The following is a 23,809-nucleotide window of genomic DNA, read 5'->3' as shown; positions in this document are numbered from 1 at the left end:
CTCAGTCGGCGGTGGCGACCAGGGGCTCCAAGGTGAGCGCCGGGTGCTCCTTCTCGATGTATTGCAGCCGCCACTTGTCGCTGAACAGCGCGAGCAGCGCGCCGTCTGAGCGGGTGAACACCTCCACCCCGCGCTGCCGCCCGAGTGCGTCCGCCGACGCGGCGTCGGTGCGCCGGGCCAGCGTGTAACCGAGGTGCTCCCTCGTGGTCTCCACGTTGAACTCCGTGAGCATGCGCGCGGTCACCACTTCGAACTGCATCGGGCCGACGGCCGCCAGGACGGGGGAGGCGTCGCCGCGGATGTCGTTGCGCAGCACCTGCACGACGCCCTCGGAGTCGAGCTGGTCGACGGCCTTGCGGAACTGTTTGTACTTGCCCGCGGAACGCGCCCGCAGCACGGCGAAGTGCTCCGGCGCGAACGACGGGATCGGCGGGAACTCCACCTTCTTGTCCACGAACAGCGTGTGGCCCGGAGCCAGCGCCGTCGCGTTGACCAAGCCGACGACATCACCCGGGTAGGCGGTGTCGACGGTGGCGCGCTCGCGGCCGAATACGGTCAGCGCGTACTTCGTGGCGAACGGCCGCCCGGTCTGCGCGTGGGTGACCACCATGCCGCGTTCGAACTCGCCGGACACGATCCGCATGAAGGCGAGCCGGTCCCGGTGGGCGGCGTCCATTCCCGCCTGCACCTTGAACACCACCGCGCTGAACGGGTCACCGGGCTGCCGCGGATTGCCGTCGACGTCTGGCCGCGCGCCCGGGGCCGGTGCGAGCGCGACCAAGGTTTCCAGCAGCTGCCGCACGCCGAAGTTCAGCATCGCGGAGGCGTAGATGACCGGCGAGGTCTGCCCGGCGAGGAACAATTCCTGGTCGTGATCCTGTCCGGTGGCCGAGAGCAGCTCGCTCTCTTCCACGGCGGTCGTCCACGGCTCGCCTTCGCGCGCTTCGGCGGCCTCGGGCGTGAGCGACTCCTCCGGCGCGATGGTCGCGCCGCCCGCGGTCCGGGTGAAGTGGATGTATTCGAGCGGGACGCCGTCCGGGCCGCGGCGCAGGAGGCCGCGGAAATCTCCCGCGATGCCGACCGGGAGGAACAGCGGGGTGGGGGTGAGGCCGATCCGCTCATCGATCTCGTCGAGCAGTTCCAGCGGAGCCCGGCCCGGCCGGTCCCACTTGTTGATCACGGTGATCACCGGGATGCCACGGTGGCGGCACACCTGGAACAGCTTCAGCGTCTGCGGCTCCAAGCCCTTGGCCGCGTCGATCAGCATCACCGCGGCGTCGACGGCGGTGAGCACCCGATAGGTGTCCTCGGAGAAGTCGGAGTGGCCGGGGGTGTCGACCAGGTTGATCACGTTGTCGACGTCGGAGCCCTCGACGCGGTAGTTGAACTGCAGCGCGGTCGAGCTGACCGAGATGCCGCGCGCCTTCTCCATCTCCATCCAGTCCGAGACGGTGGACTTGCGCCCGGCCTTGCCGTGGATCGCGCCCGCCTCGGAGATCATCCTGGCGTGCAGGGCGAGCGCCTCGGTGAGCGTGGACTTGCCGGCGTCGGGGTGGGAGATCACCGCGAACGTCCGCCGACGGGCGACCTCGGCGGGTAACCCGCGCGGTGCGGGCGCGACAACACCCTCGGGGGAGGCGCTCAACGCAGACAACCTTTCGCAGACGACCGATCGGCAACCACGCCAGCGTACGCGACGCGCCCGAGCGCGAGCCGAACCGCGGGTGACCACCCGATTCAAAGAGCGCCCCTGCGCTGGGGTATGGTGTTCGGGTTGTCTCGGCGAGGGTGACCGCAGACCAGATTTGCGACACCGTGATCGACGCGGCTCGGCTTCCGGCCGTCCTCGTTCGGTCTTCGCCCCGACGAATAGACCACCCCGTCAGGTGTGCGGAACACCTCACGTGTAATTGACCAGCCCGGAAGAGCCGTAGGAGTAGATCCAGTCATGTCCGACGTCAACCTTCTCGAAGCATCCGTACGTACCGAGTTCGGCAAGGGCGCCGCCCGCCGCACCCGTCGTGCGGGCAACGTCCCGGCCGTGCTGTACGGCCACCAGTCCGACCCGCAGCACCTGTCGGTCAACGCCCAGGCCTTCGCCGCCATCCTGCGTGAGCACGGCACCAACGCGGTGCTGAACCTCGTCATCGACGGCCAGAAGCAGCTCGCGCTGACCAAGTCCGTCGTGGTGCACCCGATCCGTCGCTACATCGAGCACGCCGACCTGCTGATCATCAAGCGCGGCGAGAAGGTCACCGCCGACGTGAACATCGCCATCACCGGCGAAGCCGCTCCCGGCACCCTGGTCACCCAGGAAGCCACCACCGTCTCCATCGAGGCCGACGCGATGAAGCTGCCCGAGTCCATCGAGGTCTCCGTCGAGGGCGTCGAGGCCGGCACCCAGATCACCGCGGGCGCGCTGGAGCTGCCCGCCGGTGTCAGCCTGGCCACCGACGCGGAGATCCTGATCGTCAACGTCATCGCCGCCCCGGCCGCCGAGTCCACCGAGGGCGAGGCAGGGGCCGAGGGCGAGAGCGCTGAGTAACACCGAATCGTCCGCCGGGCCCGCGCTCGTCGTCGGACTGGGTAATCCCGGTCCCGAGTACGAGCGCACCCGGCACAATGTCGGTTTCCTGGTCGCCGACGTGCTCGCCGAGCGCGTCGGCGGCCGTTTCGGTGTGCACAAGAAATCCGGCGCCGACCTGCTGCAAGCCCGGCTGGACGGGCGCCAGGTGCTGATCGCCAAGCCGCGATCGTTCATGAACCTGTCCGGCAGGGCGGTGGCCGCGCTGGCGAGGTTCTTCTCCGTGCCGCCGACCGAGGTGATCGTCGTGCACGACGAACTCGACCTCCCCTTCGGGGCGATCCGGCTCAAGCGCGGCGGCGGCGAAGGCGGGCACAATGGTCTTCGCTCCGTCTCCAGCGCCCTGACCACCAAGGACTACCTGCGTACCCGCATCGGCATCGGCCGCCCGCCGGGCAGGCAGGATCCGGCCGATTATGTGCTCAAGCCGTTCGCGGCGCCGGAGCGCAAAGAGGTGCCGGTGATCATCGAGCAGGCCGCCGACGCGGTGGAACTGCTGCTGCGCGTCGGGTTGGAGACCGCGCAGAATCAATTGCACTGAACGCGACAGCGTTCGCGGCGACCGCGCCGATCATCCGCGCGGCAGATGGATCGCGGTCGCCGCCCTGCGCAGTTTGCCGGAGGAGGTCTTCGGCAGCGCGCCGGGTCCGAGCACGGTGACGGTACGCGGCCGCGCGCCGACCTCCGCGAAGACGGAGTGCACGATCTCGCGCTCGATGCGCCTGACCTCTTCGTGGTTCTGGTGGCTGTTGCTCTCCACCACCACGGCGAAACTCTCCCGGTGCTGGCCCGCGTCCAAGCGCACCGCCACCGCGTTACCGGGGCGCACGCCCGCCACTCTGGTGGCCGCGCGCTCGATATCGGTCGGATAGATGTTGCGCCCGCCCATGATGATCACGTCTTTCATCCGGCCGCACACCACGATCAGTCCCTCGTCGGTGAAGTAGCCGATGTCGCCGGTGTCCAGCCAGCCCTCGCTGTCCTGGGCCGACTGGAAACCATCCACCGTCACGTACCCGGAAGTGACGGCGGGACCGCGCAATTCGATCACGCCCACCGACCGGGTGGGCAGCGGCTGGCGCTCGCTGTCGACGACCCGCCCCTCCAGTTGGTCGACCAGATAGCCGAGGGTGGGCAATCGGCGGATGTTGGCGGGATGCCCGTGCTCCTCCGGCACGGGCACCGCCTTGCCGAGCGCCTCGAGCAGGTCGGCGTCGACCACGTCGAGCACCTGCCCGTGACCGGGATCGGGGATCGACACGGCCAGCGTGGTCTCGGCCATGCCGTAGACGGGGGTGAGCGCCATCGGGTTGAGCCCGAAGCGTTTGCCTGCCTCGGCCAAGGCGTCCATGGTGTCCGGATCGACCGGTTCGGCGCCGTTCCACATGTAGCGCACACTGCTGAGGTCGAACGCGCCGTCGTCGGCCTGCCGCAGCCGCCTGGCGAGCAGGGAATAGGCGAAATTCGGTGCGGCGGTGACGGTTCCGCGGTACTTGCTGATCAGATCGGCCCACAGCAGCGGCCTGGTGAGGAAGTCCATCGGCGTCACGCAGACCACTTCGGCGCCGAACTGCATCGGCACACTGAGGAATCCGACCATGCCCATGTCGTGGAACAGCGGCAGCCAGCTGACCATCACGTCGTCGCCGAGCTGGAATTTCACCCGGTCGAACATGGCGTGGGCGTTGACGAAGAAGTTCTCGTGCGTGATCCGCACCGCCTTGGGCGAGCCGGTCGACCCGGAGGTCAGCTGCTGCAAGGCGATATCGCCCTCGGCGGTGGGCACCGGATCGATGTCGGGACTGTCGGGCAGTTGGTCGATGCGGACCACGGTGATGCCGCGCTCGCGCAGCAGCGGCTCGGCCGCCTCGAACGGCGCGCCGAGCACGACCGCGCGCGCCTCGATCATGGTCAGCACCGTCTCGGTGTCGCGCGCCCAGACCACCAGGTCGGTACGCGGGGTCGGCTGGTGCAGCATGGTGATCGACGCCCCGCGCATCCAGACGGCCTGGCAGGCCGGGGCGATGTCGACCGGCATGCCTGCCAGCACGCCGACCGCGTCGCCGTGCCCGATGCCCGCTGCCGCCAGCCCGCCCGCCATACGCCGGGCGATCCGGTGGATTTCGGACCAGGTGCGCCGCAGCGGGGCACCCGGCTCGCCGGTGACCAGTCCGCGCTCGGAGGTTTGCGCCGTGGCATACATCTCGTCGGTGAACCTGCTCAACGTCAACTCCTCCATCACCACCGTCGCCGGGAATCGGCCTCCCCCAACTATCCCGCCATCGCGGCGCGGCGTTAACCCCCTTTCTGGGGGCGCAGGTCGGACCGGGGTCGGGCGGTGCGGCGCGGTCTACAGCGAGGCCACCGCGGCGACGAAGCGATCGAGTTCGTCGAAGCCGACGAAGCAGTGCGGCGAGGCGCGCACGACGGAGGCGAGGCCCCGGCCGTTCATGTCCAGCAGGGTCGAGCCGGCGTGGCTGACCGTGACCGTGATGTCCTGCGCCAGCAGCCGGTCGCGCACCTCGACGGGGTCGACGCCGTCGACGGTGAAGGACACGATGCCGCTGTGCCGGATGCCGAGGTCGCGCACCGTCACGCCGGGAATCTCCGGCAGCGCCTTGCGCAGGTGCTCGGCGCGGGCCGCGATCGCGGCGTAGACGTCTTCCGGGCCCAGCTCGAGCAGGTATCGCACCGCGGCGCCCAGGCCGAGGCGGCCGGCGACGTCGCATTCCCAGAACTCGAAGCGGCTGGCATCCGGTGCGAGCCGGTAGTCGCTCGGACCGGTCCATTCCGCGCCGTGCAGGTCGAGCCGTCCGGGCTCCATCGACCGCGCCAATTCCGGCCGCAGATACAGAAACCCGGTGCCGCGCGGGCCGCGCAGCCACTTGCGACCGGTGGCCGACAACGCGTCGACACCGAGCTCGGCCACGTCCAAGGGCAGCTGCCCGGCGGACTGACAGGCATCCAGCAGCACCAGCGCGCCGACGGAGTGCGCGATCCGGGTCGCCTCGGCGGCGGGGTTCACCAGCCCGCCGTTGGTCGGCGCGTGCAGCACCGAGACCAGCTTGACCCGTTCGTCGACCAACGCCTCCAGCGCGTCGAGGTCGATCTGCCCACTGCCGTCGCTGGGGATCTTCTCCACCGTGGCGCCGGTGGCTCGGGCGCGTTGCAGGGCGGCGATGGCATTGCTGGCGTAGTCGGCCTCGGAGACCAGGACGCGGTCGCCCGCGGCGAGTGGTACCGAGTAGAAGAAGTCCGCCCAGGACCGGGTGGCGCTGTCGCTGAGCGCGATGCTTTCCGGTTCGGCGTTGATCAGCGCGCCGATCGCGGTCTTGACCTCGGCGAGATCATCGAGCCGTTCGTTCGCGGCGCGATAGCCGCCGATCTCCGCCTCCCGCCGCAGGTGCGCGACAACGGTCTCGGTGACGACCCGGGGCGGCAGCGACGACCCGGCGCTGTCGAGGAAAACCGGGCCTGGTCCGGGCCCGGACGCGCATCCGGGAGTGTCGGCTCGTACGCGATCGTCATCCAGCATGGAGCCGACCTTATCGGGTCGAATGTTCGGCTTCATGTCAGTTTCTTGTCGGTCCGCGTGGCTACGCTGGATGGATCGCCACACGCGAATTTCGGCCCGCGAGAGGAATACGACGGCGCCGAATGGCGATAATCGAAGAGCAGCGGACTACGTCCCGGAGCCCACTGGAGGTCGGCATGGCGGTGACGCTCGAGCGTTCTGAGTCGGCTGGTTGTGCCACCGAGCAGGGAGAACTTTCCTCCCGGGCCGCGGCGGAGGCCTACATCGGGGGGGTGTGCTTCAAGCTCGGGCCACCGGCCCTCATCGGCGCCGAACTCGAGTGGCTCACGGTGCACGGTGAGTGTTCGGCGTCCGGCCCTTCGGCCGCTCCGCGCCCCCAGCTGTCGATGTTGGCGGACGCGCTCGGACCGTACGCACCACGGTCCATCGCCCCTGATTCGCCGGCGCTCGCGCTGCCGGGGGGCAGCCGGGTCACACTCGAACCCGGAGGTCAGATCGAACTCTCCAGCGCCCCTTACGGCGCTGCCGCGCAGCTGTGCGAGCGGCTGCGTGACGATGCCCGCCTGTTGCGGGAACTTCTCGCTTCCCGGTCCATTCGCACCGTTTCCGTCGCCGCCGACGCGGACCGCCGCCCCAAACGCTTGCTTCAGTTGCCGCGCTATCGCGCGATGGAGCGCTCCTTCGGCGGCATCGGTCCTTTCGGCAAGCTGATGATGTGCAACACCGCGGCGACCCAGGTCAGTGTCGACGCGGGTGCCGACCGTGCGGACGTCACCGCACGCTGGACCGCCCTGAACGCCGTCGGCCCGGCCCTGCTGGCCGCCTTCGCCTGCTCACCCTCCCTGCGCGGCGCACCGCCCGGCGCGTGGGCGTCCCAGCGCATGCGGGCATGGCTGCGGCTGGACAACATGCGCACCCGCCCGCCGGTGCTGGACTGGACCGATCCGGTGGCCGCGTACGGCAGATGGGCGCTGGACGTGCCGCTGCTGTGCGTGCGCGGGCCCGGCGGGACCACCGAACGCGGTGACGGTGACGAGGGATGGTCCGCACCGCCCGGAGCGACATTCGCCGACTGGCTGTCCGGCGCGCTGGACGACGAGGTCGGCCGCCGCCCGGACACCGGCGACCTCGACTATCACCTGACCACGCTGTTCCCTCCGGTGCGTGCCTCGGGCCACTTGGAAGTCCGCTACATCGACGCCCAGCCCGGTGACATGTGGACCGTTCCGGTACACGTCTTCGAGGGGCTCATGTCCAGCCCCGCGGTGGTCGCCGAGGCGAGCTCGATCGCCGCGCCGCTGGCCGGTCGCTGGGTCGACGCCGCTCGCTACGGATTGGCCGATCCGGACATCCGTGCCGGTGCGGTCGCCCTGCTGCGGCTCGCGGCCGAGCACACCGCGACCGACGAGGCGGCCCGCGCCGTCCGAGTCGCCGCCGAACGATGTCACCGTGGTCGGACCCCGACCGACGACGACACCGGCAACGGCTCCGAGCCTCCGGGAGCGGCCCCGTGACGACGATGCACCCGCTCTTTTCCGACGGCGTCCCGGCCGACCAGGCCGGCGTGAGCCGAAGCGCCCGCCGCGGCACCGACACCCGCGGCCGCGCGGCCGCCGATCAGCACGAACTCCGGAGACGTTTCCCGTGACCACTTCGCATTCCGCCCCGACCGACAACTCCGGCACCGAACAGCTCCGCGACCGGATCGCCGACGTCCTCACCCGCGCGCGACAGCGCACCCTCACCCTCACCGACTGTGTCGACGAAGCCGAACTGGTGGCCCAGCATTCGCGGCTGATGAGCCCGCTGGTCTGGGACCTCGCACACATCGGCAACCAGGAAGAACTCTGGCTCGTGCGCGATGTCGGCGGCCGCGACCCGGTGCGCGCCGACATCGACGAACTCTACGACGCCTTCAAGCACGCCCGCGCGAACCGGCCCACGCTGCCGCTGCTGGACCCCACGCAAGCCCGCGGCTACGTCGGCGCCGTGCGCGACAAAGTGTTCGATGTGCTGGAGCGCAGCGACTTACGAGGTCGTCCACTGATCGACGGCGGTTTCGCGTTCGGAATGATCGCTCAGCACGAGCAGCAGCACGACGAGACCATGCTGGCCACCCATCAGCTGCGCACGGGAGCCGCCGTGCTCTCCGCGCCCGCGGCGCCGACTTCGGCGGCGCCGGTCACGGGGGAAGTCGTCATCCCGGCGGGTGAATTCACCATGGGCACTTCGACCGACGCGTGGGCGCTGGACAACGAGCGCCCCGCCCATCAGGTCCGGGTGCCCGGTTTCGCGATCGACGCCGCGCCGGTCACCAACGAGCAGTACCTGGCCTTCGTCGACGACGGCGGCTACGAGCGGCCCGAACTGTGGTCCGAGCGTGGCTGGGCGCACCGCGTCGAGGCGGGCCTGGTCGCGCCGCAGTTCTGGGAGCGCGATCCGTCCGGGCGCTGGTGGCGGCGGGTCTTCGGGGTGATGACCCCGCTGCGGCCTCGGCAGCCGGTAGTGCACGTGTGCTGGTTCGAGGCCGAGGCCTACGCGAACTGGGCAGGCAAGCGCCTGCCCACCGAAGCGGAGTGGGAGAAGGCGGCCAGGTTCGACCCGGCCACCGGCGTGTCGCGCCGTTTCCCCTGGGGCGAGGCCGATCCCGATGCCGCCACCGCCAACCTCGGGCAGCGTCACCTGGAGCCCGCCGAGGTCGGCGCGTATCCGGCAGGCGCGTCCCCCGCGGGTGTGCACCAGCTGATCGGTGACGTGTGGGAATGGACCGCCTCCGGCTTCGAGGCGTACCCGGGATTCCGCGCGTTCCCGTACCGGGAGTACTCCGAGGTGTTTTTCGGCGGCGACTACCGGGTGCTGCGCGGCGGTTGTTTCGGCACCGATCCGGTGGCCTGCCGCGCCACCTTCCGCAACTGGGACCACCCCGTCCGCCGCCAGATCTTCGCCGGGTTCCGCTTGGCGCGAGACCTGCGGCCGGGAGAAGGCGAGTGAGCGACCGCGGACACGCCGCGTGCCGGCCGGAAGGCCGCAGCGACGCGGCAGGCGGCCCCTGCCCGGCCACGGTCGTCGCGGTGGATGCCGATGTGTAGACACCTCGGCTACGTCGGTCCGCCGGTGCGGGTGGGCGAGATGTTGACCCTCGGTTCCCATTCACTGCGCACCCAGGCCTGGGCCCCGCGCGACATGCGCCACGGCGGCACCATCAACGCCGACGGCTTCGGCGTCGCCTGGTGGCGCGTCGCGGCGGACGAAACGGTCACCGCCAGCCGTTACCGCAACGCCGCGCCGATCTGGACCGATCCGGCGGTGGACGAGGTGCTGCCGCAGCTGGAGTCCGCCGCGGTGCTCGCGGCGGTGCGGTCGGCGACGGTCGGCATGCCGGTCGAGCGGTCCGCGTGCGCGCCGTTCACCCGCGACCGCTGGGCGTTCAGTCACAACGGCGTGGTTCCGGACTGGCGTCGCACCCTCACCGGCGTGGCCGGCGAGTTCGCGCTCATCGCGGCCGAACTGGGCGCCGAGGATCTGTTCACCCCGGCGCGGCTGCTGGAGGCGGAATCGGCCACCGACGCCGCCACACTGTGGGTGCTGCTGTGCGATCTGCTGTCGACCAGTTCCCCGGACGGTGAGTGGTCGGCGGCTCCGGCGGCGCTGCGGCTGCTCGTGTCCGCGATCCTCGGCCGGGCGCCGGAGGCACGCCTGAATCTGCTGCTCTCCGATGGCGCGCAGCTGTGGGCGACCACCTGCTCCCACTCCCTGTCGGTGCTGGTGACCGACGATTTCGCACTCGTGTCCTCCGAACCGTTCGACGACGACCCACGCTGGCGATCGATCCCGGACCGCAGCCTGGTCAGCGCCAAGCCCGGCACGCTGTCCGTCGACGCCCTCCTCTGACCCGAAAGGCCCAGCCATGACCGCAGCCACGCTGGACATCCACCTCACCGAAGACGATCTGAACGCGGCGCTCCGCTCGGACGCCCGGCTCGGCCTGGAAGCTACCCCGAAATGGTTGCCGCCCAAATGGTTCTACGACGGCAGGGGTAGCGAGCTGTTCGAGCGGATCACCGAGCTGCCCGAGTACTATCCGACCCGCACCGAGCGCGCGCTGCTGGATCGGGTGGTCGACGAGATCGCCGACGCCGCCCAGGCCGAGGTGCTCGTCGAGCTCGGCGCGGGATCGGCGGCGAAGACTCGCCTGCTGCTCACCGCGTCGATCGCCCGTGGGCCGTTGAAGACATATGTGCCGCAAGACGTTTCATCGACGGCGCTGCGCGCCGCGGTGGACGAGGTCGCGACCGAGTTTCCCGGATTGGCCGTGCACGGTGTGGTCAGCGATTTCACCGGCACCTTGGACACCCTGCCGCGCGGCGGACGCCGAATGATCGCCTTCCTGGGCGGCACCATCGGCAACCTGGTCCCCGAGGAGCGGTCCGCATTCCTCGCCAGGATCCACGACGTGCTCGAACCGGGTGAGCAACTGCTGCTCGGAGCCGGGCTGGTCACCGACCCGGCGGTGCTCGTCCCCGCCTACGACGACGCGGCGGGTGTGACCGCCGAGTTCAACCGGAACGTGCTGCACGTGTTGAATGCCCGGTTGCGCGCCGACTTCGCGCCGGAGAAGTTCCGGCACGTCGCGGTCTGGGACGCGGAGCGGGAGTGGATAGAGATGCGGCTGGAGGCGAGCGAGGACATGACCGTCACGGTCGGCGACCTCGATCTGACCGCGCGCTTCGGCCGCGGCGAACAGATACGCACCGAGATCTCGGCGAAATTCCGGGTCGAGGGCCTCGACGCCGAACTCGCCGCCGCGGGCTTCGACACCGGACACGTGTGGACCGATCCGGACGATCGCTTCGCGCTGGTCCTCGCCGGGCGGCGCTGACGGCGCTCCCGTCGGCGGCGGTCACTACGACGGCACGCCGCCGACCACCGCCGCGAGCCACTCGACCAGCGGCCGCATAGTCTCCCACGCGGAGCGGATTTCCTTCGCCGCGCGCGGGGTTTCCAGCCAGGCGGGCGCGCCGAATTCCTTGCCACAGGTGATGGACTTGTGGCGCAGCAGGTCGATGCGCGGATGGTCGGCGTCGTAGCCCTTGGGGCGGGTCTTCAGTTTCTCGCCGTCGATGGTGTAGCCCGCGTGGGCGAGTTCCGCGAGGATCGCCGCCAGTTCCGGTCCGCGCACCTCGTCATCGATGGTGGCGCGCAGCTGCGCGAGTTGGTCGGGCGAGCCCTGGTAGAAACCCCCGCCGACGAACAAGCCCGCGGCGTTGATCTGGACGTACCAGCCCACGCCCGGCGCGGCGCGCACCACAGCGCCCTGCGCGGTCTTGTACGGCGACTTGTCCTTGGCGAATCGCACGTCCCGGTAGGGCCGGAAGATCTTTGCCGGTCCGAAGTCCGGTTCGAGATCGGTTACGAGCGCTTTCATCGGCGCGAGCACCGACTCGTCGTAGATCTTCTTGTGCGGGGTCCAGAACGCCTTGGAGTTGTCGGCTTCCAAGTCCTCGTAGAAGTCCAGCCCCGCCAGCGGAAAGCCTGTGAATCCGGTCATGCTCGCGCACCCGCCGAGCCGGTGTCACCGAAGAGACGCATACCGAGAATCTACGTGGTGAGGTCTCCGCCGAACACGGCGAACCCTACGACCAAGCCGATCACCATGCCGACGCCCGACGCGATCGCTGCCCATTTGCCGAGCGATTCACCCTTGTTGTGTCCGATGACGCCCAGGATTATCCCGGCCGGGCCGAAGAGGATCGGGCAGAACAGCACCGCGGTGACCGCGCAGACGAACCCGATGATCGAGTACACCTGACTTCCCGGCTGCCTCGGTGGTGTGCCATAGGGTTCGTAGCCCTGCTGCGGGTAGGACGGGTAGCCGTACTGCGGCTGCTGCCCGGACGCCGGATAGTTGTACACCCCGCCCGCCGGGTACTGGGGTTGTCCGGTCGGCGGATACGGCTCCTGGGCGTCGGCGGGCTGCCCGGTGGGCGGATAAGGCGATTGCCCACCTGACCCGTATGGCGTGTGGTCGTCCGGCGTGAACCGCTGCGTCGACTCGTCGGGCGGGGGCTGCGGCGCGGAGCCGGACAAGGGGTTCTCCGGCGCGGCGGGTTCGGCGCCCCAGGACTGTTGACCACTCGGGCCGTCGGCGCCCCATGGCTGGGGTTCGGCGGGCTGGCCGCTGGGTTCGGCTCCCCACTGGCCACCCAGCCGGCCCGCGTGCTGCGTGCCGCCCGGCTGCCACCATTGGTCCGCGGCCCCCGGCTCGGTCTCCGGCGGCCGCGCGGCAGCGGGGTCGTGCTCGGTAGGTTGTCCGCCAGGTGTCTGGGCCGGAGCGGCGCCGGTCAGCGGCTGGGCAGGCTCGTCACCGGAGGAGTCCCCGGTCTGCTTCGGCGACGACGGCGACTCCGACGGCCGCGGCTCGTCGTTCGTGTGCTCCGGATCCTTCGGCGTGCTCATCGCACCCTCCTCGTATCGTCCCGGTCACGCAACCTATGCCTACCACGGTGAACGCGGCGTCGTCCTCGATTGCGCCGGTGTGGCGCGTCGAGGCGGGCGGGGTCTCAGAGGTCCTCGTCGTCGACGATCTCGATAGCGGCCACCTCGGCGGACCGGTCGTCGGCCTCGTCGTCCTCGGCCCGGCCGTCGCCCGGTGTCCACTCCTGATCCAGCTCGTCGCCGATGCCGAGCCTGCCGTCGTCCTCGTCCTCGTGGTAGCGGATGCGCAGGTCGTCGGGCGGATCCTCGATGTTGCGCTGATACTCGCGGATCTCGTCCTCCTGGTCGTCATCCCCCATCTCGGTTTCCAGCGGGTCACGGTCCATACCCTCAGTATCCCCACCGATCGGCGCGGCTAACGCGCATACGACAACGGCGGCCCGGACCGAAGTCCGAGCCGCCGTTCTCGCGATGTGTTCGTTTATGCGTTGCCGTTGAAAAGGCCGGTGACCGAGCCGTTCTCGAAGACCTCGCGGATGGTTCGGGCCAGCAGCGGCGCGATGGACAGCACCGTCAGCTGCGGGAACTTCTTCTCCTCCGTCAGCGGCAGGGTGTTGGTCACCACGACCTCCTTGGCGCCGCAGCTCGCCAGGCGCTCGGCAGCGGGCGGGCTCAGCACGCCGTGGGTCGCGGCGATGACCACGTCACCGGCGCCGGCCTCCTTGAGCACCTTGACCGCGCCCGCGATGGTGCCGCCGGTGTCGATCATGTCGTCGATCAAGATGCAGGTGCGGCCCTCGACCTCACCGACCACGCGGTTGGACTTCACCTGGTTGGGCACCAGCGGGTCGCGGGTCTTGTGGATGAAGGCCAGCGGCGAGCCGCCCAGCGAGTCGGCCCACTTCTCCGCGACGCGCACGCGGCCGGAGTCGGGGGACACGACGGTGATGTGCTCGAGGCTGTAGTTGGTGCGGATGTACTCCGCCAGCTGCAACTGGGCGTGCATGTGGTCGACCGGGCCGTCGAAGAAGCCCTGGATCTGGTCGGTGTGCAGGTCGACGGTGATGATCCGGTCCGCACCCGCGGTCTTCAGCAGATCCGCCACCAGGCGGGCCGAGATGGGCTCGCGGCCGCGGTGCTTCTTGTCCTGGCGGGCGTACGGGTAGAACGGCAGCACCGCGGTGATCCGCTTGGCCGAGCCGCGCTTGAGCGCGTCGATCATGATGAGCTGTTCCATCAGCCACTGGTTCAGCGGTGCGGGGAAGCTCTGCAGGACGAAGGCGTCGGAACCGCGGACCGACTCCTCGAACCGGACGAAGATCTCGCCGTTGGCGAAGTCCCGTGCGATCTGCGGGGTGACGTGGACGTCGAGTTCCTTGGCGACCTGCTCGGCCAGCTCAGGATGAGCGCGTCCCGAGAAGAGCATCAGGTTCTTCTGGTTGTCGATCCATGACGCGGTCACTGCTGATTGCCATCCTTTTGCTCTATTGCCTGACCCGACATCTCCTTGGCCGCGATGGCTTCCGCCGCCGCGCGGGCCGCGTCCGTCCCTGGACGGTGTCGCTGCACCCAGCCGTCGATGTTCTTCTGCGGTCCACCGGACACCGCGAGAGCCCCTGGCGGAACGTTTCTGCGCAGTACAGTACCCGCCGCCGTATAGGCTCCGTCACCCACCGTCACCGGCGCGACGAACATCGTGTCGCTGCCGGTGCGCACGTGCGAGCCGACGACGGTGTGGTGCTTGCTCACGCCGTCGTAGTTGACGAAGACGCTGGACGCACCGATGTTGCTGTGCTCGCCGATGGTGGCGTCGCCCACGTAGGTCAGATGCGGGACCTTCGAATGCGCCCCGATCGAGGCGTTCTTGGTCTCCACGAAAGCGCCCAGTTTGCCCTCGTCGCCCACGACAGTGCCGGGACGCAGGTAGCTGAACGGACCGATGGTCGCCTTCGGACCGATGGTCGCGCCTTCGCCGTGGGTGCGGATCACCCGGGCGCCGTCGCCGACGACGACGTCGGTGAGCGTGCTGTCCGGGCCGACCTCGGCGTCCTCGCCGATGACCGTATTGCCGAGCAGTTGGACACCGGGCCGCAGCACCGCGTCCCTTCCGATGCGCACGCTGGCGTCCACCCACGTGGAGGCGGGATCCATGATCGTGACACCCGCGCGCATGTGGCGTTCGAGGATGTAGCGGTTGAGCGTTCGCGCCGCCGAGGCCAGCTGCACCCGGTCGTTGACGCCGGTGACCTTGGCCGCGTCGACCAGCCGCGCGCCGTGCACCGGGTGACCCGCCTCGCGGGCCAGGCGCAGCACGTCGGTCAGATACAGCTCGTGCTGGGCGTTGGCGGTGGACAGACGGCTGATCATGGTGCGCAGCACCGCGGCGTCGAACGCGTACACACCGGAGTTCACCTCGGTGATCGCGGTCTGTTCCGGGGTGGCGTCGGCGTGCTCGACGATCTCGGCCAGCTGGCCGTCCGCGTCGCGGACGATGCGGCCGTAGCCGTTCGGGTCCTCCGGCACGAAGGTCAGTACGGTGACCGCGGGGCGTTCGGCGTAGCTGCGGTGCTCGTCGAGCAGCGCGGCCAGCGTGTGACCGTCCAACAGCGGGACGTCGGCGGAGGTGACCAGTACGTCGCCGGTGAAGCCGACCGGCAGGGCGGCCAGCGCGCACTGCACCGCGTGCCCGGTGCCGAGCTGCTGCTCCTGGATCGCGGGGGCGATCTCCCGGCCCAGGTCGTCGGCCACCGCGGTCACCGCCGCGCCGACTTGTTCGCGGTCGTGCCCCACCACGGTGATGAGGTACGCGGGGTCGATCTCGTTCGCCGCATGCAGCGCGTGCGCGAGCATGCTCCGACCGGCCAGCGAATGCAGCACCTTGGGGGTCTTCGACCGCATCCGCGTCCCGGCACCGGCTGCGAGAACGACGACGGCGGTCTGCTGTGGCATGGATCTCCCTCGGCTGCCTGTCATCGTGGGGGTCGTCGTCGTACTTGGTCAGCGATGTGCGGGCCAACGATAGTCATCGTGCTCTCGAGCTCCGCCGCCAGGACTCGAACCTGAACTCTCTGAACCAAAATCAGATGTGCTGCCATTACACCACGGCGGATTGCCACACCGGCGGTTGGCGAACCCCCGCCGCTGTGCCACGGCACGGGATGAATCCTCGCATACTCGCCCGCCTCCCCGCGAATTCTTGGTGTGTTCGGTCGTGAGCCGCTTGCGCGCGTCTTCCGGCCGTACCATTCGAAGTTCTCTCGTTTCACTCCGCGGCGTCATGGCGGGTCGGAGCGGAGGGTCGACGGGGTGTATCACCGAGCTGTCTGGAACAGTGGTATCCGAACGGCGGCGTCGTGCGTCGGAGCCCTGATGCGACGCCGGCGTCTACGCACATGGGTAACTCGCCGGGCACGCCCACGACTCGGCCGGGCATGCGACCGCGGCCCGGAGGCGAACCGTCGACGCACGCACGGCCGGCGAGAACGCGGAGAGGCGGAGAATTGTCAGTGTCTTCGGGTGAGTCGCATCGAGTGCCCCGGCCGCGTATGACCGGCACCCAGCGGCGTCAGCAGCTGATCGAGATCGGGCGCGCGCTGTTCGCCGAACGCGGCTACGACGCGACCTCGATCGAGGAGATCGCGCAACGCGCCCAAGTCTCCAAACCGGTGGTGTACGAACACTTCGGCGGCAAGGAGGGATTGTACGCGGTCGTGGTCGACCGCGAGATGTCGATGCTGCTGGACATGATCACCTCCTCGCTCACCCGCAACCGATCGCGGATCCGGCTGGAACAGGTCGCACTGGCCCTGCTGACCTACATCGAGGAACGAACCGACGGATTCCGAATCCTGGTGCGTGATCAGCCCGCCGCCGCCGCGGAGGGCAGGTACTCCAGTTTGCTCAACGAGGCGACCAACCAGGTGGCGCACATCCTGGCCGGAGATTTCGCGCGCCGCGGGTTCGACACCAGCCTGTCCACCCTCTACGCGCAGGCGCTCGTCGGCCAGGTCGCCACCGCCGCGACCTGGTGGCTCGACGAACGTCAACCGTCGAAAGAGGTTGTCGCGGCGCACTTGGTGAACCTGTGCTGGAACGGGCTGAGCCATCTCGAGGCCCATCCGCGACTGAGTTCGGAATGGCGCGCGGGCGCCGGTGAGTGACGCGGATTGTTAACTAGAAAATTGCGCGGCAGCTCTGGCCGAATGCTCGAATTGGCTGCTGGGCGCGCCTCTGGTGGTACGGTTCACCCATCCTTTGGGTGCTGTTCGGGCGGTAAGTCGGTCAACTTCGGGATGTCGGTCTACTTCAGGATGGCTGGTTTTAGGATGACAGGCGGATCTGATGGCTAGGCAAGCGCGCGCGGAGATCACCCGCGATTCCGTCCTGGCAGGCGCTGCCGATGTCTTTCTGCGCTTGGGATATGCGAATGCGAGCCTGAGCGAGATCATCGCGCAGTCCAATGTCACCAAGGGCGCCTTGTACTTTCACTTCGGCTCGAAGGAAGAGCTGGCGCGCGCCGTGGTCGACCAGGGCAACGAGAGACTGACCAGTTCGTGTCAGGGGTTCTTCGATCCTCGGGTGCCCGCGCTGGAGGCGTGCATCGGCATCACCTACGTCGTCGCCGATCTATCGATGAACGATCCGATGGTCGGCGCCATGCTGAAGCTGACCCATCAGATCGGCGACTACCGTGGCGCGCAAGGCGACAACATCGCCAAGAACTGGGGCGACACCTACCGGCTGCTGGCCGAGCGGGCCATCGCCCAGGGCGACCTGATCGCCGACCTGGACGCGGAGGTCATCGGCCTGTTGTGGCAGGAGATGGCCGCGGGAGTGCACATCATCGCCGTCGGCACGGAATCCATCGATGAGATGGCGGTCCGGATGGAGCGCGCCTGGTACTTCCTGCTCCCGGCCCTCGTGCCGCCCGAAAAGCTTTCGTACTTCAGGGAATTCGCGGCAAGGCGGTTGCGGCGCTACGTGCCGTGAGCGGTGTCCGGCCGCCACTTCGTCGCGGCGTGGCCTATGTGGTCGCTGCGGCACGGCCGTAGTACCGGTCGCGTGCGGACGTCGTGATCACGCGACGCTAGTGTGGCTCGCGTCGGACCCGCTCGTCTTGCTGGAGTCGTGTATGCCCGCTTATGTCATTGTCGAGGCCGAGGTTTCGGACGAAGAAGTCGGATTGCAGTACTCGCGGTTGGCGCAGTCATCGATCCGGCAGTACGGCGGCCGTTATCTCGTCGCGAGCGTGCCCGAAGCGGTGGAAGGCGCCTGGCCCGCCGGTCGGCGCGCGGTGATCCTGGAGTTCCCCGATCTGGACCGGATCCGGGAGTGGTACGACTCGCCGGAGTATCTGAAGGCGCGCGAGGTGCGCAAGTCGGGGGTCGAGGTTCGGATGGTCTTCGCGGACGGACTCCCCGGGTAGGCCTCTGCCCGGTGGCTCGAGGTCGGTGCTCCTCGCCGGCGAGGCGGAGCGCGTCCCGACAGACCGCCGCGTTCGCGACGGGACCGGCCCGATGCCTTCCCTCGGCCGCGGACCAGAGGCGCCTGCGAACGCGCAGCGGCGCGGGCGCCGCAAAAACGAGATGCTCGCTTCACTAGACTCGGTTGGCCGCTCGAAACGTGTCGCCTGCGCTCAGGAGTTCTTGATGTCCACCCACCGCCCGCCGTTGGCGGGACTGGCCGCCGCGGCCGGTGCCGATTCCTCGCTTCGGACCGTCGCGGAGCTGATCGGCACCACGTCGGTCGAGTTGGTCGCGCCGTCGGCGGTGCGGCCGTTCGTCGCGGCGCGGGTGGCGGCCGAGCGTCCGCTGGTGGTGGTCACGGCGACCGGGCGTGAGGCCGACGATCTGACCGTGGAGCTGGAGGAGATGCTCGGCCCCACGGTCGCGCAGTTCCCGTCCTGGGAGACGCTGCCACACGAGCGGCTCTCGCCGGGCGCGGACACGGTGGGGCGCAGGCTGGAGGTGCTGCGCCGGATCGCGCATCCCGACGACTCGCATTTCCCCGCGCCGCTGCGAGTGGTGGTGACCACCGTGCGGTCGCTGATGCAGCCGATGTCGGGCGGGCTCGGCGACATCGAGCCGGTCGTGCTGCGGGTCGGCGCCGAGCTGGACTTCGACGAATTGCTGACGCGGCTGGTGGAATTCGCTTACACCCGCGTCGACATGGTGGGCAAGCGCGGCGAGTTCGCGGTGCGCGGCGGCATCCTGGACCTCTTCCCGCCCACCGCCGCCCACCCGGTGCGCGTGGAGTTCTGGGGCGACGAGGTCACCGAGCTGCGGCCGTTCGCCGTCGCCGACCAGCGCTCGCTGCCGGACGTCACGGTGGACGTGGTGGTCGCGCCGCCGTGCCGGGAGCTGCTGCTCACCCCCGAGGTGCGCGAGCGGGCCGCCGAGGTCGCCGCCGCCAACGCGGCCGACGCGGCGCTGGTGGAGATGCTGGAGAAACTGGCGCAGGGCATCCCGGTAGACGGCATGGAAGCGCTGCTGCCCGTGCTGCAACCCGGCCGATTGCGCCTGCTCACCGAGGTGCTGCCGGAGGGCACGCACGTGCTGCTGTGCGACCCGGAGAAGATTCGCACCCGCGCGGCGGACCTGGTGCGCACCGGTGAGGAATTCCTGGAGGCCTCCTGGACCGCCGCCTCCTTCGGTGGCGCCGCGCCGCTCGGCGGGCACGGACTCGACCTGGCCGCCTCGGCCTACCGGCCGCTGCCGGAGATCCACGCCAGCGCCGACCGGCAGGGCCTGCCCTGGTGGACGCTGAGCCCGCTCGCCTCCGGCGATGCGTCCGAGGTCGCACTGCGGGTGCTGCCCGGTCCGGCCGCGCGCGGCTCCGACGAATTGGTGGCGACCTTGTTCGCCTCGCTGCGCGCCCACGTCACTACCGGCGGCAGGGCCGTCGTGGTAGTCGCGGGGCACGGCACGGCCCAGCGCATTCTGGAACGGCTGGCCGATGCCGACGTGCCCGCCGTGGCGCTGGAGCAGGGTAGCGAGCCGAACGACGGCGTGGTCGGCGTGCTGTGCGGCTCGCTGCACGACGGCCTCGTGTTCGAGGACGCCGGTCTGGTGATCGTCGCCGAGTCCGACCTCACCGGCAACCGGGTCACCGCGCCGACCGAGGGCAAGCGGATGCCGGCCAAGCGCCGCAACCAGGTCGACCCGCTCGCGTTGAGCGCGGGTGACATGGTGGTGCACGATCAGCACGGCATCGGCAAATTCGTCGAGATGATCGAGCGCACCGTCGGCGGCGCCCGCCGGGAATACCTGGTGATCGAGTACGCACCGGGCAAGCGCGGCCAGCCCGGCGACCGGTTGTTCGTGCCGATGGAATCGCTCGACCAGCTCTCCCGCTACGTCGGCGGTGAGATGCCCAGCCTCTCCAAGCTCGGCGGCTCGGACTGGGCCAACACGAAACGCAAGGCGCGCAAGGCCGTTCGCGAGATCGCGGGCGAACTCGTGCAGCTGTACGCCGCCCGTCAGGCGGCGCCCGGCCACGCTTTCGGGCCGGATACGCCGTGGCAGCAGGAGATGGAGGACGCGTTCGCGTTCACCGAGACCGTGGACCAGATGACCGCCATCGCCGAAGTGAAGGCGGACATGGAGAAGCCGGTCCCGATGGACCGCGTGGTCTGCGGCGACGTGGGCTACGGCAAGACCGAGATCGCGGTGCGCGCGGCGTTCAAGGCGGTGCAGGACGGCAAGCAGGTCGTCGTGCTGGTGCCGACCACGCTGCTCGCGCAACAGCATCTGCAGACCTTCGCCGAGCGTGTCGCGGGCTTCCCGATCACCGTGAAGGGTCTTTCCCGCTTCACCGACCCGGCCGAGGCCCGCGCCGTGCTGGAGGGGATGGCCGACGGCAGCGTCGACATCGTGGTCGGCACGCACCGGCTGCTGCAGACCGGCGTCCGCTGGAAGGACCTCGGCCTCGTCGTGGTCGACGAGGAGCAGCGCTTCGGCGTCGAGCACAAGGAGCACATCAAGGCGCTGCGCACGCACGTCGACGTGCTCACCATGTCGGCGACCCCCATCCCGCGCACCCTGGAGATGAGCCTGGCCGGGATCCGCGAGATGTCGACCATCCTCACCCCGCCGGAGGAACGCCACCCGGTGCTCACCTATGTGGGCGCCTACAACGACAAGCAGGTCACCGCCGCGATCCGGCGCGAGCTGCTGCGCGACGGCCAGGTGTTCTATGTGCACAACCGCGTGTCATCGATCGACAAGGCCGCCAAGCGGATTCGCGATCTGGTCCCGGAGGCACGGGTGGCGGTCGCGCACGGTCAGATGAACGAGGACGCGCTCGAGTCCACCGTGCAGGGCTTCTGGCAGCGCGAATACGACGTGCTGGTGTGCACGACGATCATCGAGACCGGTCTGGACATCTCCAACGCGAATACGCTGATCGTGGAACGCGCCGACGCACTGGGGCTTTCGCAGCTGCATCAGTTGCGCGGCCGGGTCGGGCGCAGCCGGGAACGCGGCTACGCCTACTTCCTGTACCCGCCGGAGAAGCCGCTCACCGAGACGGCCTACGACCGGTTGGCCACCATCTCGCAGAACTCCGACCTGGGCGCGGGCATGGCGGTCGCGATGAAGGATCTGGAGATCCGCGGCGCGGGCAACGTGCTGGGCGCCGAACAGTCCGGTCACGTCGCCGGCGTCGGCTTCGATCTCTACGTCCGGTTGGTCGGCGAGGCGGTCGAGGCCTACCGCGCCGCCGCCGACGGCAAGCCGATCACCACCGAGGAGGTCAAGGAGGTGCGCATCGACCTGCCCGTCGACGCGCACATCCCGCCCGACTACATCGCCAGCGACCGGCTGCGCCTGGAGGCGTATCGCAAACTGGCCGCCGCGCAGGACGATCCGGCGCTGGCGCTGGTCGTGGACGAGCTCGTCGACCGCTACGGTCCGCTCCCGGTTGAGGTCGGGCGCTTGGTCTCGGTGGCAAAGTTGCGGCTGCTGGCCCGTGAGTACGCCATCACCGAAATAGCGGTCACCGGAACAACTTTGAAGATCTCGCCGCTGCATCTGCCCGATTCCAAGCAGATGCGCCTCAAGCGGCTCTACCCGAGCGCGGGGTACCGCGCCGCCTCCGGTGTGGTGCAGCTTCCGCTGCCGCGCGTGGAGGACAGCGTCGGCGCCGAGCGCGTGCGGGACGTCGTGCTGCTGCAGTTCGTCGCAGACTTGCTGCTGGCGTTGGACGGCAAGGCCCAAGGCGCGGTCGACCTCACCGTCGCCGCCGAGCTGGCGCCGCGATGAGCTCGGCCGATCGCGACGAGTCCGTCTTGCGGGCCGCCCGGCATCGTGCCGCCGGAGGCGCGCCGTCCGGGAGCGCGCCGAACGGCGACTCGCTGCCGCGCACGGACACGGCGGTGGTCGCGGCGGGGCTGACCGGCGCCGTCGAGGTGATGGACCGCCTGTGGCACTTCGGCGGGTGGGAGGTCACCCAGACCCACGACTCGTTGCGCCCCTATCTGCTCGAGGAGACCTACGAGCTGCTCGACGCCATCCAACACAGCGATACCGAGATGATCAAGGAAGAACTCGGCGACCTGCTGCTGCAGGTGCTCTTCCATTCCCGGATCGCCGAGGCCGCGGGGGAATTCACTGTCGACGACGTCGCCGCCGCGCTGGTCGCCAAGCTGGTCAACCGCAGCCCGCACCTGGTCGACGCCCCGATCGATCCGTCCGCGTCGGTAGCCGAGAAGATCGCCGCCCAGGAACGCGCCTGGGAGGAACGCAAATCCGCCGAGAAGTCCCGCCGCTCCTGCCTGGACGGCATCGCCATGGCCCAGCCAGCCTTGGCGCTCGCCGAGAAGATCATCTCCCGCAGCACCAGAGCCGGCCTCCCGCCCGATCTCGTTCCCGAAGCGCTCCGGGTGGTGCGCCTCGGCGGTCCGGAAAGCGCCGAAGAACATCTCCGCAAAGCGACGCTGACGTTCGCCGCCGCTATCCGTGCGGCGGAGGACGCGGCGGAAAAGGAACGCGGCGAACGCCTCCCGCTCACCGCCGAGGATTGGCGCGCCTTCTGGCCGGAGGAGACCGAGTAGAGATCACCCGGCCGACGAACCGTAGTGCAATCCGCGCGGCCGTCCGCATCAGGGACACTGAGACAATGCCGTATCCCGAGCTGAACGCACGACCGCGATGGCAATCGACCGGGAACAGCAGGTTTCCCGTCGCCGCCCACGTCGACGGCCACTGGTGGGTCTTGCGGATAAATGGTTTTCCCGACCACCCACTGTGGACACTGTTCATCGACGGCGCACCGCGTTTCGACCTCGACGACACCCCGGCCACTTGGGGCCGGCCGAGCCCTCGATCTTCACCGCCGCTCGAACCCGGTACAGCCGAACAAATCTTGGCGCCTATCCGGGACTTCACGGCGTACGGCAGTGAAGTAGGAAAACCCTGCGACGACATGGTTTGCTGCGGATGACAAACGTGCGCATGACATGCAAGCACACGCGATGTCTGTGATCAGCCAGTCCCGAGGAACGGAGGCGAGAGCGGCGGTGTCCTGCGTGAGCTGGACATCCGGGAGCTGTCCCGTATCTACGGTTTCGATGACGACAAGACGACTGCGATGGCCGGCTTGGCTCGGCAGACGGATGCGAAGTGCTGGTGGCACACATTCGACGATGTCATCCGGAGAAGCTACAACATGTAGGTCGGGCTCGAGTTCGCCGCGACGTTATTGACGATGTTCCGCCCGAATCTGGTTCCGGGAATCCTCCAGACTCCTGACTACGCCAAGGCCCTCGATCGCATCTTCTTCCCCGACGATACGGCTCAGGAACTAGACCGGCGAGTGCAGCTGCGAATCAAGCGACAGGCCGTCATCACCCGACGTACACGGCCGGTGACGCTGAAAGTGGTGTTACAGGAGTCCGCCCTGAGGACTCTGGTGGGAAGCCGAAAGACGATGGCGGCGCAGCACCGGTATATCGCGGACATGAGTACTCGCGACAATGTGGAGGTGCGCATACTTCCATTCGAAGCGGGATTTCCCGTGGGTCTGTATGTCGGGCCGTACGTGATTCTGGACTTCGGCTTCGACTCGAAAGGGGAGAAGGTCGCGCCGTCGGTTGTCTTCGTCGAAGGTTACACGGGCGACATGTACCTTGAACGAGCGCAGGATGAGCGGATCTACCGAAAAGCGTTCGTAGCCACCGAGCGCGCAGCGTTGGACCCGGTGCAAAGCAGGCACCTGCTCCTGCAGGTAGCGAGGGAGTTCGCGGTATGAAGATCGAT

General features: G+C 69.0%; 19 protein-coding genes, 1 tRNA gene and 1 pseudogene. 12 read left to right on the top strand and 9 right to left on the bottom strand.

The features are described 5' to 3' along the window. Position 1: 1 nt before the first annotated feature. The gene (locus tag GVY39_RS26300; protein WP_201295358.1) at positions 2–1,645 is read right to left on the bottom strand and encodes a peptide chain release factor 3; all 1,644 of its coding nucleotides are present in this window, start codon (positions 1,643–1,645) and stop codon (positions 2–4) included. Positions 1,646–1,948: 303 nt separating this feature from the next. On the opposite strand from GVY39_RS26300, the gene GVY39_RS26295 reads away from it, so the two are divergent. Together GVY39_RS26295 and pth are read left to right on the top strand one after the other, a co-directional pair. Then, entirely contained in the window at positions 1,949–2,545 is a 597-nt protein-coding gene (locus GVY39_RS26295; RefSeq protein ID WP_159929208.1) for a 50S ribosomal protein L25/general stress protein Ctc, read from the top strand. Beyond that, positions 2,538–3,125: an aminoacyl-tRNA hydrolase gene (gene pth / locus GVY39_RS26290; RefSeq protein ID WP_159929308.1), complete on the top strand. Its 588-nt coding sequence runs from the start codon at positions 2,538–2,540 to the stop codon at positions 3,123–3,125. The genes GVY39_RS26295 and pth overlap by 8 nt, the downstream gene beginning before the upstream one ends. 30 nt (positions 3,126–3,155) lie before the next feature. On the opposite strand, the gene GVY39_RS26285 is transcribed toward pth, so the two are convergent. Both GVY39_RS26285 and GVY39_RS26280 read right to left on the bottom strand, forming a co-directional pair. Next, on the bottom strand, positions 3,156–4,808 hold the full coding sequence (locus GVY39_RS26285) for a fatty acyl-AMP ligase (protein WP_159929206.1): 1,653 nt from the start codon (positions 4,806–4,808) through the stop codon (positions 3,156–3,158). A gap of 126 nt (positions 4,809–4,934) precedes the next feature. Then, positions 4,935–6,119 carry an aminotransferase class V-fold PLP-dependent enzyme gene (locus GVY39_RS26280; protein ID WP_159929204.1) on the bottom strand — a complete coding sequence of 395 codons (1,185 nt, stop codon included), beginning with the start codon at positions 6,117–6,119 and terminating at the stop codon, positions 4,935–4,937. Between the two features lie 176 nt (positions 6,120–6,295). Between GVY39_RS26280 and egtA the strand changes: the two genes are divergently transcribed. The 4 genes from egtA (at position 6,296) to egtD (ending at position 10,998) form a co-directional block, all read left to right on the top strand. Beyond that, positions 6,296–7,633 (top strand): ergothioneine biosynthesis glutamate--cysteine ligase EgtA, encoded by a 1,338-nt coding sequence (gene egtA / locus GVY39_RS26275; protein WP_159929202.1) that lies wholly within the window; start codon positions 6,296–6,298, stop codon positions 7,631–7,633. 130 nt (positions 7,634–7,763) lie between these two features. Further along, on the top strand, positions 7,764–9,110 hold the full coding sequence (gene egtB, locus GVY39_RS26270) for an ergothioneine biosynthesis protein EgtB (protein ID WP_159929200.1): 1,347 nt from the start codon (positions 7,764–7,766) through the stop codon (positions 9,108–9,110). 90 nt (positions 9,111–9,200) lie between these two features. Then, a complete protein-coding gene (gene egtC, locus GVY39_RS26265) occupies positions 9,201–10,010 on the top strand; it encodes an ergothioneine biosynthesis protein EgtC (protein ID WP_159929198.1) in 810 nt (269 codons plus the stop codon). Positions 10,011–10,026: 16 nt separating this feature from the next. Continuing rightward, the gene (gene egtD / locus GVY39_RS26260; RefSeq protein WP_159929196.1) at positions 10,027–10,998 is read left to right on the top strand and encodes an L-histidine N(alpha)-methyltransferase; all 972 of its coding nucleotides are present in this window, start codon (positions 10,027–10,029) and stop codon (positions 10,996–10,998) included. A 24-nt stretch (positions 10,999–11,022) separates the two neighbouring features. Here the strand turns inward: egtD and GVY39_RS26255 are convergent, their stop codons facing one another. The 6 genes from GVY39_RS26255 to GVY39_RS26230 all read right to left on the bottom strand — a co-directional run bounded on the left by GVY39_RS26255 (position 11,023) and on the right by GVY39_RS26230 (position 15,663). Then, positions 11,023–11,667: a DUF2461 domain-containing protein gene (locus tag GVY39_RS26255; protein ID WP_159929194.1), complete on the bottom strand. Its 645-nt coding sequence runs from the start codon at positions 11,665–11,667 to the stop codon at positions 11,023–11,025. A gap of 50 nt (positions 11,668–11,717) precedes the next feature. Then, a complete protein-coding gene (locus GVY39_RS34055; RefSeq protein ID WP_201295357.1) occupies positions 11,718–12,575 on the bottom strand; it encodes a hypothetical protein in 858 nt (285 codons plus the stop codon). 104 nt (positions 12,576–12,679) lie between these two features. Next, positions 12,680–12,940 carry a hypothetical protein gene (locus tag GVY39_RS26245; protein ID WP_159929192.1) on the bottom strand — a complete coding sequence of 87 codons (261 nt, stop codon included), beginning with the start codon at positions 12,938–12,940 and terminating at the stop codon, positions 12,680–12,682. Between the two features lie 95 nt (positions 12,941–13,035). After that, positions 13,036–14,016: a ribose-phosphate diphosphokinase gene (locus tag GVY39_RS26240; RefSeq protein WP_159929190.1), complete on the bottom strand. Its 981-nt coding sequence runs from the start codon at positions 14,014–14,016 to the stop codon at positions 13,036–13,038. Next, entirely contained in the window at positions 14,013–15,503 is a 1,491-nt protein-coding gene (gene glmU / locus GVY39_RS26235) for a bifunctional UDP-N-acetylglucosamine diphosphorylase/glucosamine-1-phosphate N-acetyltransferase GlmU (protein WP_159929188.1), read from the bottom strand. The genes GVY39_RS26240 and glmU overlap by 4 nt, the downstream gene beginning before the upstream one ends. 89 nt (positions 15,504–15,592) lie before the next feature. Further along, a tRNA-Gln gene (locus tag GVY39_RS26230) sits at positions 15,593–15,663 on the bottom strand. A gap of 436 nt (positions 15,664–16,099) precedes the next feature. Here GVY39_RS26230 and GVY39_RS26225 point away from each other — a divergent pair. The 6 genes and pseudogenes from GVY39_RS26225 to GVY39_RS26200 form a co-directional block, all read left to right on the top strand. Beyond that, positions 16,100–16,714 carry a TetR/AcrR family transcriptional regulator gene (locus tag GVY39_RS26225; RefSeq protein WP_159929186.1) on the top strand — a complete coding sequence of 205 codons (615 nt, stop codon included), beginning with the start codon at positions 16,100–16,102 and terminating at the stop codon, positions 16,712–16,714. Positions 16,715–16,895: 181 nt separating this feature from the next. Then, on the top strand, positions 16,896–17,543 hold the full coding sequence (locus tag GVY39_RS26220; protein WP_159929184.1) for a TetR/AcrR family transcriptional regulator: 648 nt from the start codon (positions 16,896–16,898) through the stop codon (positions 17,541–17,543). Between the two features lie 142 nt (positions 17,544–17,685). Beyond that, positions 17,686–17,979, top strand: a complete 294-nt coding sequence (locus GVY39_RS26215) for a DUF1330 domain-containing protein (RefSeq protein ID WP_159929182.1) — start codon at positions 17,686–17,688, stop codon at positions 17,977–17,979. Positions 17,980–18,202: 223 nt separating this feature from the next. After that, positions 18,203–21,814, top strand: coding sequence for a transcription-repair coupling factor (gene mfd / locus GVY39_RS26210; RefSeq protein ID WP_159929180.1), 3,612 nt, complete (start codon positions 18,203–18,205; stop codon positions 21,812–21,814). Between the two features lie 149 nt (positions 21,815–21,963). Next, the gene (locus tag GVY39_RS26205) at positions 21,964–22,605 is read left to right on the top strand and encodes a MazG family protein (protein ID WP_223521801.1); all 642 of its coding nucleotides are present in this window, start codon (positions 21,964–21,966) and stop codon (positions 22,603–22,605) included. A gap of 635 nt (positions 22,606–23,240) precedes the next feature. Continuing rightward, positions 23,241–23,801 (top strand): annotated as a pseudogene (locus GVY39_RS26200) (DUF5753 domain-containing protein); the annotation flags it as partial. Positions 23,802–23,809 lie beyond the last annotated feature (8 nt).

This window comes from Nocardia sp. CY15 (assembly GCF_009829295.1).
In the GTDB taxonomy this organism is placed as follows: domain Bacteria; phylum Actinomycetota; class Actinomycetes; order Mycobacteriales; family Mycobacteriaceae; genus Nocardia; species Nocardia sputi.
Note: the sequence above shows the minus strand (reverse complement) of the source record. Positions and strands in the feature narration are given on the sequence as shown.

What these genes read in the sequence shown, in the direction of transcription:
- GVY39_RS26295 (WP_159929208.1), top strand. Translation starts at nt 1,949, where the DNA reads ATGTCCGACGTCAACCTTCTCGAAGCATCCGTACGTACCGAGTTCGGC.
- GVY39_RS26280 (WP_159929204.1), bottom strand. Translation starts at nt 6,119, where the DNA reads ATGCTGGATGACGATCGCGTACGAGCCGACACTCCCGGATGCGCGTCC.
- egtA (WP_159929202.1), top strand. Translation starts at nt 6,296, where the DNA reads ATGGCGGTGACGCTCGAGCGTTCTGAGTCGGCTGGTTGTGCCACCGAG.
- egtC (WP_159929198.1), top strand. Translation starts at nt 9,201, where the DNA reads ATGTGTAGACACCTCGGCTACGTCGGTCCGCCGGTGCGGGTGGGCGAG.
- egtD (WP_159929196.1), top strand. Translation starts at nt 10,027, where the DNA reads ATGACCGCAGCCACGCTGGACATCCACCTCACCGAAGACGATCTGAAC.
- GVY39_RS26255 (WP_159929194.1), bottom strand. Translation starts at nt 11,667, where the DNA reads ATGACCGGATTCACAGGCTTTCCGCTGGCGGGGCTGGACTTCTACGAG.
- GVY39_RS34055 (WP_201295357.1), bottom strand. Translation starts at nt 12,575, where the DNA reads ATGAGCACGCCGAAGGATCCGGAGCACACGAACGACGAGCCGCGGCCG.
- GVY39_RS26245 (WP_159929192.1), bottom strand. Translation starts at nt 12,940, where the DNA reads ATGGACCGTGACCCGCTGGAAACCGAGATGGGGGATGACGACCAGGAG.
- glmU (WP_159929188.1), bottom strand. Translation starts at nt 15,503, where the DNA reads ATGCCACAGCAGACCGCCGTCGTCGTTCTCGCAGCCGGTGCCGGGACG.
- GVY39_RS26225 (WP_159929186.1), top strand. Translation starts at nt 16,100, where the DNA reads ATGACCGGCACCCAGCGGCGTCAGCAGCTGATCGAGATCGGGCGCGCG.
- GVY39_RS26220 (WP_159929184.1), top strand. Translation starts at nt 16,896, where the DNA reads ATGGCTAGGCAAGCGCGCGCGGAGATCACCCGCGATTCCGTCCTGGCA.
- GVY39_RS26215 (WP_159929182.1), top strand. Translation starts at nt 17,686, where the DNA reads ATGCCCGCTTATGTCATTGTCGAGGCCGAGGTTTCGGACGAAGAAGTC.
- mfd (WP_159929180.1), top strand. Translation starts at nt 18,203, where the DNA reads ATGTCCACCCACCGCCCGCCGTTGGCGGGACTGGCCGCCGCGGCCGGT.
- GVY39_RS26205 (WP_223521801.1), top strand. Translation starts at nt 21,964, where the DNA reads ATGGACCGCCTGTGGCACTTCGGCGGGTGGGAGGTCACCCAGACCCAC.